This is a genomic window from Paenibacillus artemisiicola (assembly GCF_017652985.1).
In the GTDB taxonomy this organism is placed as follows: domain Bacteria; phylum Bacillota; class Bacilli; order Paenibacillales; family Paenibacillaceae; genus Paenibacillus_Z; species Paenibacillus_Z artemisiicola.
This window is the reverse complement of sequence record NZ_JAGGDJ010000061.1, coordinates 17,204-27,033: the sequence shown is the minus strand read 5'-3', so window position 1 is coordinate 27,033 and position 9,830 is coordinate 17,204. Positions and strand designations below refer to the sequence as shown.

At 67.1% G+C, this 9,830-nt stretch carries 8 protein-coding genes; 4 read left to right on the top strand and 4 right to left on the bottom strand.

What is annotated here, in order from left to right:
* Positions 1-1,246: enolase C-terminal domain-like protein (locus I8J29_RS30585; protein ID WP_208851084.1), on the bottom strand; the 1,246-nt coding region annotated here is incomplete at its 3' end.
* Between the two features lie 168 nt (positions 1,247-1,414).
* Between I8J29_RS30585 and I8J29_RS30580 the strand changes: the two genes are divergently transcribed.
* Both I8J29_RS30580 and I8J29_RS30575 read left to right on the top strand, forming a co-directional pair.
* Complete coding sequence (locus I8J29_RS30580; RefSeq protein ID WP_208851083.1) at positions 1,415-2,329, top strand: helix-turn-helix domain-containing protein; 915 nt, start codon at positions 1,415-1,417, stop codon at positions 2,327-2,329.
* 147 nt (positions 2,330-2,476) lie between these two features.
* Entirely contained in the window at positions 2,477-4,687 is a 2,211-nt protein-coding gene (locus I8J29_RS30575; RefSeq protein ID WP_208851082.1) for an alpha-amylase family protein, read from the top strand.
* Between the two features lie 115 nt (positions 4,688-4,802).
* Here the strand turns inward: I8J29_RS30575 and I8J29_RS30570 are convergent, their stop codons facing one another.
* Positions 4,803-5,249 carry a GNAT family N-acetyltransferase gene (locus tag I8J29_RS30570; RefSeq protein WP_208851081.1) on the bottom strand — a complete coding sequence of 149 codons (447 nt, stop codon included), beginning with the start codon at positions 5,247-5,249 and terminating at the stop codon, positions 4,803-4,805.
* A 159-nt stretch (positions 5,250-5,408) separates the two neighbouring features.
* Here I8J29_RS30570 and I8J29_RS30565 point away from each other — a divergent pair, with 159 nt between their 5' ends.
* Together I8J29_RS30565 and I8J29_RS30560 are read left to right on the top strand one after the other, a co-directional pair.
* Entirely contained in the window at positions 5,409-5,885 is a 477-nt protein-coding gene (locus I8J29_RS30565; protein ID WP_208851080.1) for a DinB family protein, read from the top strand.
* A 250-nt stretch (positions 5,886-6,135) separates the two neighbouring features.
* Positions 6,136-7,386, top strand: coding sequence for a hypothetical protein (locus tag I8J29_RS30560; RefSeq protein ID WP_208851079.1), 1,251 nt, complete (start codon positions 6,136-6,138; stop codon positions 7,384-7,386).
* A 143-nt stretch (positions 7,387-7,529) separates the two neighbouring features.
* Here I8J29_RS30560 and I8J29_RS30555 read toward each other — a convergent pair whose 3' ends face one another.
* On the bottom strand, positions 7,530-9,185 hold the full coding sequence (locus I8J29_RS30555) for a glycoside hydrolase family 28 protein (protein ID WP_208851078.1): 1,656 nt from the start codon (positions 9,183-9,185) through the stop codon (positions 7,530-7,532).
* 116 nt (positions 9,186-9,301) lie between these two features.
* Entirely contained in the window at positions 9,302-9,754 is a 453-nt protein-coding gene (locus I8J29_RS30550) for an NUDIX domain-containing protein (protein WP_208851077.1), read from the bottom strand.
* Positions 9,755-9,830 lie beyond the last annotated feature (76 nt).

Genomic DNA, 9,830 nt, shown 5'->3' with positions numbered 1-9,830 from the left:
GGGACGGCCCCGCGCTCGGCGGACGCCGTCCCCGGCGCGCGCCTCTTGCGCGCTTCCCCCGGGCCGCCCGCCACGGCCGGCGCAGCACCGCCTCGAAGCCGGCCGGGTCGAGCTCGAAGCCGAGACCCGGCGCGTCCGGCACGGCCACGCAGCCGTCCGGGCCGAGCTCGAACGGCGCCTTCATGTAGCCGCCGCCGATGCGCGTGACGCCGCCCTCCCGGCCGTCGTTCACCTCGTTATGCTCCTGCACGAGGAAGTTCGGCGCCGCGGCGCCGAACTGGATGCTCGCCGCGAAGCTGAGCGCGCTGAGCGGACAGTGCGGCGCGACCGCGGCATACGACGCCTCGGCCATCGCGGCGATCTTGCGCAGCTCGGTGAAGCCGCCCGCGTGCGCGATGTCCGGCTGCAGCACGGCGGCCCCGGCCTCGAGCGCCTCGCGGAACGCCCACTTGCCCATCCACCGCTCGCCCGCGGCCACCGGCACCGGCGCCGCGTCGACGACGCGCCGGAGCAGATCGATCCGCTCCGGCGGCAGCGGCTCCTCCACGAACAAGAGGCCGAGCGGCTCGAAGCGGCGCATCAGCTGCTGCGCCCGCGACGGATGCGTGTTGTGGATGTCGACCGCGACGTCGATCTCCCGGCCAACCGCGCGGCGCACCGCCTCGACGCAGGCGACGATGGCGTCGAGGTCTGCCGGCCGCTCGAGCGTATCCGCGGGGCCGAAATGCAGCTTCAGGCACCGGAAGCCCCATTCGAGCAGCGTCTCGGCGGCGCGGGCCATCCGCTCCGGCGCGCCGCTTCGGTCCGCGTCCGCGGCCGCCGCGCCATCCGGCGCCGGCCGGTACGGCAAGCCCGGCGCGACCGTGTACGGCGGCTCGTCATGGCAGGCGCGGTACACTTTCACCCGGTCGCGGTAGGCGCCGCCGAGCAGCTTATGCACCGGCAGGCCGTACGCTTTGCCCGCGAGGTCCCACAGCGCCATGTCGATGCCGCTGATCGCGCTCATTTTGACCGGGCCGCCCCGGTAGCCGTTGCCGGACTCGTACATGCGCTTCCACAGGTATTCGAGCCGCGTCGGGTCCTCGCCGATCAGGAACGGCGCGAGGCGGTTCACCTCGGCGATGACGACCTCCGGGTGATCCTCGAGATACGGTTCGCCGAGCCCGCTCAGCCCCCGGTCGGTATGGATGCGCACCCACACCCAGGACGGCGGCACCTTCAACAATTCCAGCTGGGTAATTTTCACGTTCGGTCCCTCCTCGCAGATCAGGCGATTCCCTAGTATCATTGTAAAAAAAGGCCCGGCCTCCCGTATTTGGCGGATCCGCGCGAAAGCGTATCCGATCTTACGAATTTCGCAGACGGCGCGCGCTGCCCCTTGCGAAAACCCGGCCCGCGAAAGGATGGATCCCGCATGCACGAACCCGATCTCGCCGCCCTGCATCCCCGCGACACGCTGGACGCGCTGAGCGATTTCCGGTTTCCCCCGTACGTCACGCTCGCCCATATTTTCCACGCGCCGCCCGATTGGAGCTTCGCCGGGCGCACGCTGAAGCAGTACGCGCTCAATTACGTCATCGGCGGGCGCGGCGAATTCGCCGTCGACGGCCGCGTCCATCCGGTGGAGAAGGGCGACGTCTTCTTCTATCGGCCGTACGAGTCGCACGGACTGCTCGCGCTGCCCGGCAAGCCGTTCATCTCGATCACCGTCGTGTTCCACTTCGCGGACCTGCCGTTTCCCGCGGAGGAGCTGCTGGCGGGCGCCCACATGCTCGGCCGCTTCGACGGGCACGCGGTGGAGCGGCAGTTTGCCGAGCTCGTCGCCAAGTACCGGCAGCCGGGCCTCGAGAACGGGCTGCGCTGCCAGTCGCTGCTGCTCGCGATCCTCGCGGAGACGTCGCGCCGCGTCGCGGAGGGCCGGCAGGAAACCGCCGTGTCCCGCAAGAGCCTGGCCAAGCTCATTCAGGTCAAAAACCACATCGAAGCCCGGCTCGACGCGGGCCTTGACGCCGCCGAGCTGGAACGGCTGTCGGGCCTGACGTGGAACTACCTGATCGCGGAGTTCAAGAAGGCGTTCGGCATCACGCCGATGCAGTTCCTCATCTGGGCGCGCGTCGCCAAGGCCAAGGAGCTGGCGCTCCAATCCCCGCTGTCGTTCGGGGAGATCGCCGCGCAGGTCGGCTACAACGACATCCACGCGTTCGGCAAAATGTTCAAGAAGAAGACCGGCATGAGCCTGACGGAATTTTGTTCCTCGCTGTACGGCGCGGATCACCGCATCGATTGGCCGAAGGCGGACAAGGAAGGCGGCAACGGCGAAGGAGGCTGAGAAGGAAGGCGGCGCCGCTTCCGCCGCCGACGGCGCACGGGCAATAATCGCGATATTGGACACCCCTTTCCCGGTAGGGGCTACTTACTTTTCCCGCCCGCGCTTCTATAATGAGAGCGACAACGAATCGCGAAGGGAATGGTGTTCATGGTGAGCGGAGCGCAAGCCGCGACGGTATTGGCGGGGGCGGCGGCCGGCATGCGGCTGGAATGGAACGTGGCGCTGGACGAGGCTCGGCTGACGGCGCCGGATCCGCAGGCGGGCGAGGCGGCGGCCGACGGGCGCGCGGCGTGGACGGGCAGCCTGCTGCCGGCGTTCGAGCTCGAAGCGGACGGACGGCGGCAGTACGCGAAAGCGGCGGCGACGGGGGTGACCGCCGGCGGCGAGGGGGAATGGCGGATCGCGTTCGACCTGGAAGGGTACGGCACGGGCATGCTCGTCTGCGACTTTCCGGCTTGGGGCTTCCGCGTCAAGCAGGTGGACGTAACCTGGCAGCGCGTCCCCCGCGTCGTCGCGCTGCTGTTCGGCTCGCGCGCGCTGACGGCGGCCGAACGCCGGCGCGCGCCGAGCGCGGACGCCGTCCACTGGCCGGACTGGGCGGCCGAGGGCTACTGCGTGCCCGCGGCGGGCTCGTCCCCGACCCACTCGTTCTGGCGCTCGTGGGACATGGGCGACGCGCGGCTGCCGCTCGGCAGCTTCGGCGACGCCATGGGCACGCCGTACGCGGCGGCGTTCCCGCGGCCGCTGTACGCCGCCGCGATGGGCGGCCGGCACGGCTGGCTCGCCTTCGGCCCCGGCGAGGTGCCGGACGCGCCGCTGACGCTGCGGCTGCAATCCGCCACGGCCTGCGTGCATTACGCGTACCGCGAGGATCTGTGGGGGCCGGGCGAGGCGGCCTCGCGCAGCTGGCGCGAACCGCTGCGGCTCGCTTGGGGCGGCTCGGGCTACGAGGCGCTCGGCGCGCTCTACGACGGCTTCGGCCCGTTCGAGCCGAAGGCGCCGCGGCACCAGCGCTCGTTCCTGTGCACGTGGGGCGATTTCAAGGAAGGCCGGTTCGACCTGAAGCAGTTCGTCGACCGGGTATCCGGCGCGACGCCGGCGGACATGGTCATCCTGGACGAATCGTGGGAGACCTTCGACGGCAGCGGCGAGCCGAACTACGAGCTGTTCCCCGACTTCGAAGCCGACCTCGCGAACATCCGGGCGCGCGGCTACGACCTCGCCTTCTGGCAGAGCCTCGGCTGGACCGACGATCCCGAATCGCAGGGCCTGACGAAGGACGACCTGCTGTGCGGCCCCGATGGCGAGCCGCGCGAATGGCGTTGGTCCGGCAGTCCGTTCGGGAACAAGTTCCATTACCTGCTCGATCCGAGCTCCGAGCGGACGCGGACGCTCGTCGCCGAGCGCACGAAGCGGATCGTGGAACGCTGGAAGCCGGCGGCGCTGAAGCTGGATTTCGGCTACGGCTTTCCCGGCCCGGACGCCGCCGTGCCCCGCGATCCGGCCTACCGCGGCGAGCGGCTGGCTTATTCGCTGCTGAAGCTGGTGCATGACGCCGCCAAATCCGTCGACCCGGACGTCACGATCATCTATTACGGCATCCATCCCCTGATGCGCGACGTCTCCGACATGATCAACCTCGACGATCTCGGCGACGCCGGCGACAGCGCGGCGCACGAGATCGCCGGCCACAACCAGCGCTGCCTCTGGGCCTCGCTCGCCGCGCGGCACGGCATGGCCGTCAACACGTCGACCGGCTACTACTGGGACGCGCTCTCCTCGATCCTGCTCGATACGGCGGTCGTCGGCGTCAACGGCTTGACGCTCGGCGAGACCGACAACGACGGCAAGCGGATGACGACGGTCGACCGGAACCGCTGGGCGGCGCTGCAGGCCTGGCACCGGCGCACCTGCGGCTGGAAGCCGCTGTGGCTCGACGCCGATCCCGGCAGCCTGAAAGGCGAGCCGCGGCTCGGCTCGTGGGGCCGGCTCGAAGCCGGCCCGGACGGCGCCGGCGCGCCGCGGCTGACCGCGCTCGCGCTGCGCGCGGACGGCGCGGCCGGCCCGGTCGCGTACCCGGCCGCCGAGCCGGTCGCGTTCACCGGCCGCTGGGCCGTCATCGCGCAGGACGACCGCGCCATCGCCGACTCCGGCGAGGTGGCCTGCATTCCGTTCGCCGCCGGCGAGCTGCGGCTGGACCGTCCGTTCGCCCGCGTGCGCGTCTTCGCCGCGGAGGGCGGCCGGCTGAAGGCGGTACGCGACTTCGCCGCGGGCGAGCTGCCCGAAGGCAAGCTCGTCGTGACGGAGGCCGACCTGGCGACGGTGGCCGGGTTCGTGATCGAAACGGACGCCGAGTGACGCGCGGCTTCGCCACGCATAACAAAAGGCTGGAACCCCGCGGTTCCAGCCTTCTTTCGTTCGCCCCCGTCCGAATGCGCGCCGTGCGCGCCTGCCCGCCCGCGGCAGGTCCGCCTCAGCGGTACATCTGCACGAACCACATTTGAAATCCGTGCTTCTCGTAGAACCCGACCACCCGCTGCCACTGCTTGCTCGCGGAATACACGACGGCACGGCGGACCCCGTTCTCCTCCGACGCTTGCAGCAGGCGATCGACGAGCCCGTGACCGGCGTTCATGCTCCGGTACTCCGGAAGCACGTACACTTCGTCGATTTCCAGATACGTCTCGCCCTGCTCGATTACCGCCAAGCCTTCGCTCTCCCGCACGCTGCCGAGGATATACCCTACGATGGCCGAATCGAGCGCCGCCACCCAGAAATAGTCCCCCAAGTAACCGCGCAGCACGGCTTCCGTCGTCACCGCCAGGCCATGCGTAATGCCCTCCGAAACCCAACGCCCGGATAGCCCCTCCACGCGCTTCAGATCCTGCTCGGTCGCTCTTCGTATCGTCGCCGTTCGCATCCCCCGTCCTCCTTCGCAATCGTTCGCGTCCTAAATGATTCGGCACCTCAATCAATGGCCGCTTGGAAGCGGAGGCGCAATCTTGCCCGTTACCGTCCGGCCGCCCCGTTCCTATGCTACAATAAATGGAAACCAGCCCGTTGACAAGGAGGAGCCCCCATGCAAACGCAAACGCTGATCGATGAATACGGCCGCGGCTACGAGCTGCTGCGGGCGGCCGTGGACGGCTTGAGCGAAGAGGAGCTGCGCTTCAAACCGGCGCCGGACGAGTGGAGCATTCACGAGATTCTGGTCCACGTGACGGATTCGGAGGTATCGTCGACGTCCCGGATGCGCAAGGTGCTGGCGGAGGACGAGCCGATGCTGGCGTCCTTCGACCAAGAAGCATGGACGGCGCGATTAAGGTACGACCTGACGGACCGCGAGGAGCAGCTGGAGCTGTTCCGCTTGCTGCGCAGCGGCATGAAGACGCTGATGGGGCACTTGACCCCCGAAGAATGGCGGCGGGTCGGCGTCTACCCCGATCTGGCGCGTTTCACGTTCGAGGAGCTGCTCGGCTACCGCGTGCGGCATATTCGCGGCCACCTTGCCCAGATCGAACGGGTGCGGGACGCTTACCGGCAGCGCGAAAGCTAGCAAGCGCCGGCCACCCGACCGGCGGCAAGCTTCCCGGTTCGGCCAACAAAAATACGAAAAACCGGCTTATCGCGTGACGCGATGCCGGTTTTTTCATGCGGCGACCCGCGCCGCCGGGCCGCAACCGCCTTGAATCGCGGCAGCACGAGCCCTAGCCCCGGTTTTCGAAGCCGGCCGTTTCGGATACCGCAGGAAGTTGTTGGATATAGTAGGAAAAGGGAAAGACATCCAACCGCAGGAGCGCATGCCTATGCCGCATCAGAAGTTCCCGTCCGCCGCCATCAAGCCCCGCTATTCCAAAGGGCAAATATCCGTATTCGGCATCAATTCCGTCTACCCCCGCACGCCTTGGGTGACCGCTTGGTGGTCGGCCGCGTTTCCCGGTTTCGGGCATATGTATGTCGGCAAATACTTGCATGGCTGCATTCTGATCGTCTGGGAACTCGTGGTCAACAACATGTCCCACCTGAACACGGCGATCGCTTTGTCCTTTCTCGGCCGGTTCGAGGAAGCCACGGCGGCGCTCAACCGGGACTGGGCGCTGCTCTACGTGGCGGTCTACGCGTACAGCATCTGGGACAGCTACCGCTGCGCCGTCGAGATCAAAAAACATCACATGCTGGCCGAAATCGAAGACGCGCCCGTCACCCCCTCGGACGTCAGCTTTTTCGACGTGGTCACCTTGGATAAAAAAAGCCCTTGGCTGGGCCTGCTCTGGTCCGTCTTTTCGCCCGGGCTCGGGCAATTATACGGCGGCAGCACGGTGATCGGCACCTTCGTTTTGGCCTGGTGGATCACGATTACCTATAAGGCCGCGGCGGTTCGGGCCTTGCTCGACTCGTTTCTCGGGCATTTCGGCGGCGTTCACGCCAGCGTGGATTGGCAGTGGTTCCTCTTCCTGCCTTCGATGTACGCGTTCGCCATCTATCAGGCTTATGTATCCGTCACGGAGAACAACACGTTATTCGATATCGAGCAAATCCGCTTCCTGAGAGTGAGGGCCGAAAACTTGGCGCACCAACCCGCGAACGAACCCGATACCGTCCATATCCTCGCCACCTTCGAACATTCGCCCTTCGTCGAGATGGCGCTGCACGACATTGAGAAGCTCGGCGTCCCTCCGCGGAATATCGTCGCCTTGCCGTTGGAAAACCTGGACGCGCAAACGCATATCCTGGACACGATCCACCGGGTCGACGGCAGAAGCATGCTGGACGGCGCCATGATGGGCGCAACGCTCTGCTCGGTGCTGGGCGCGATCTATGGCTTCGTCCTGTATTGGGGCCCCGTCATTTGGGGGCTGTTAGGACTGGGCGCGGGCTTCTTCTTAGGCTTGCTCGCGGAGCTGGCCGTCGCGAAAAAGAAATCCATCAAGCTTACCGGAGGCCGCAAAAGCGAGGTCATCCTCGAAGTGACCTGCCAGGCTTCGCTGCAGAACCAGCTTATCTCGGTGCTGAAAACCCGCAAGGCCGAAGGATTCGTCATCCTGCCGCAGCGATAAGCCCGGGTCGTCCGGCCGCGAACACGATGACCCGCGGGAGAAGAAGCGCGCCTCGCCGCCCGACCGCCGTCCGGCCAATGAAACGGAAGAAGGAGCGGCCGCTTATGCGGCTGCTCCTTCTTCCGTTCCGGCGGGCGAACGCGTCAGCCCGCGTTCGTGCCGTTCGAACCGCCCTCGCCGTCTCCCCCGATATTGCCGAACGTCGCGAATCCGTGTCCTTCCGGCCCGACCGCCTGCCGGGCTTCGAGCGCGACGTTGCCCGCGTACAGCGCCGCGCCTTCCACGCGCTCCGCGTGCAGGAAGCGCGCCGTGCCCGGCGCCGCGGCGCTGTTCCGGACGGCCGCGCCGCGGCCGTCGCGCAGCACGATCGCCGCGCCTTCGTCCGGCTGCGGCTGCCGTCCGCGGAAGCCCTCGATCGTCACGTCCGCGAACGATTCGATCTCGAGGCCGCTGCGGCAGTAGGCCGGCATGGCGTCCGCCCATTCGAGCTCGAAGCCGCGGATGCGGAGCCCCTTCACGTGCTTCGCGTACAAGGCGGGAATGTCGTGCGCGAAGACGTTCAGCTCCCGGTCCAGCGCCGGCCGGCAGTCGAAATTGCCGCCGAACGTCTCCATGAGCGGCCCGCTCTTCATCGTCATCCGGACGTTCTCGAAGACGATGTCCTGAATCGGCGTCCGTTCGCTGCCGTACAGGACGATGCCCTGCTCGCCCCGGATCGTCACGTTGGCGAACGTCACGCCGCGGATCCGGCCCGGCTTCACGTCGCGGTCGATGACCCGGCCCGCGTGCACGAGGCCCGGCAGCGCGGAGATGTGGATCGGCTCCGCCTTGCCCCACCATTTCCCCTTGTGCAGCCGGGTCTCGATGACGATGTTGCTGAACACGACGTTCTCGATCGACTCTCCTTCGCGCAGGAACAAGCCGATGCCCCGGTTGGAGTCGCGGATGACGATATTGTGGAACAGGAAATTGCGAAAATCGTGCGCGTCCCACCCGATCCGGATGCCCGCCGACCGGGACTGGATCGTGCAGTTCTGCACGACGATGTTCTCGTTGCCGCCGCCGCCGAAGCCTTCGGCGCACGGGCTGAACGCGAGGCCGTCGTCGCCGGCTTCGATGTTGCAGTCGCTGATGCGGACGTTGCGGCTGCGGCTCACGTCGATGCCGTCCGCGTTCGGCACGAGCAGGCTGTTCCGGATATCCAGCCCCGTCAGCAGCGCGCCGTCCGTCCCGGCCACGTGCAGGCACCAGTTCGGCGCGTTGCGGATATGGACGCGGCTGACCTGGGCGTCGCGCGCGTTCAGGATCAGAATCAGAATGCCCGGGCGGGTTCTCATCTCCACCGGCCCGTCGTCGGCCTTGTCGTTCTCGCGGAAATACCCGTCCCCCTGGCGCGTGTGCGACGCGTCGAAATCGCGCAGCAGGTCCGCGCGGTCGTACAGCGCGAACGCGTCGCCGTTGCCGTCGATCGTTCCGCGGCCCTCGATCGCGAATCGCTCCGCGCCGATCGCCGCGACGAGCGCCGTATTCCGGTACTCGCTCGTGTACGGCAGCGCCGGATAGTCGGCGATGTCCGGGCTGCCGAGCAGCACCGCGCCGGCCTCTAGACGGAACGTCACGTCGCTCCGCAGAAACACCGTGCCCGTCAAATACGTCCCCGCCGTCAGCCGCACGGTGCCGCCGCCCCGCTCGTGGCAGGCCTCGACCGCGCGGTTGATGGCGTTCGTATCGAGCGTCTTGCCGTCCCCCGCCGCGCCGTATTCCCGTACGTCGTACATTGCCTGATTCGTTGCCGTCATGTCGCGTCCCCTCTCGTCAACCATGCCTAATCAAGCCTATTGTAAGCACGGCCGGCCGAAAAGTATTTGGCACGGAACGGTGAAGTGGTGTCCAAAATCGGGTTATCCCGACGTGTTCAATGACTGCCGGAACCAGTCCCATCCAGCCACTTTCGAGGGCCGATAACGTGGAACAGCTCCTCCCGGCTTGCCGCCAGCGCGTCTTGAATGCGCCGGTACGTAAAGTCGCTCATCGGCCGGGGCAGCTCGTCCGGAGCGAAATACCCGCAGGCCAGGATTTCCGGCGAAGCCGGCTCCGGCGCCCGATCGGTCCGATTCGACGCGAGGAACGCGAAATGGTGCATATCGTGCTGAGGATCGTAATACACGCCGGTCAGCGCGCCGACCGCGGCGTCGAGCCCCGTTTCCTCCAACGTTTCCCGGCTTGCCGTCTCCCGCGCCGATTCGCCGGTCTCCGATTTGCCGCCCGGCAGATCCCAATTCAACATGCCGTAGCTGTGCTTGACGAGCAAGACGCGGCCGGCCGTGTCCGCGATGATCGCCGCCGCCCCCATGTTTTTGTTTCCCATGCGCTACTTCCCCTCCGATTCAAGATATCCCTATAACGCAAAAAAGCCGCCGATGGTTTCCATCGCGGCGGCTTCG

Coding starts and splice junctions, on each gene's coding strand:
- I8J29_RS30580 (WP_208851083.1), top strand. CDS start 1,415: ATGCACGAACCCGATCTCGCCGCCCTGCATCCCCGCGACACGCTGGAC.
- I8J29_RS30575 (WP_208851082.1), top strand. CDS start 2,477: ATGGTGAGCGGAGCGCAAGCCGCGACGGTATTGGCGGGGGCGGCGGCC.
- I8J29_RS30550 (WP_208851077.1), bottom strand. CDS start 9,754: ATGGGAAACAAAAACATGGGGGCGGCGGCGATCATCGCGGACACGGCC.
- I8J29_RS30560 (WP_208851079.1), top strand. CDS start 6,136: ATGCCGCATCAGAAGTTCCCGTCCGCCGCCATCAAGCCCCGCTATTCC.
- I8J29_RS30570 (WP_208851081.1), bottom strand. CDS start 5,249: ATGCGAACGGCGACGATACGAAGAGCGACCGAGCAGGATCTGAAGCGC.
- I8J29_RS30565 (WP_208851080.1), top strand. CDS start 5,409: ATGCAAACGCAAACGCTGATCGATGAATACGGCCGCGGCTACGAGCTG.
- I8J29_RS30555 (WP_208851078.1), bottom strand. CDS start 9,185: ATGACGGCAACGAATCAGGCAATGTACGACGTACGGGAATACGGCGCG.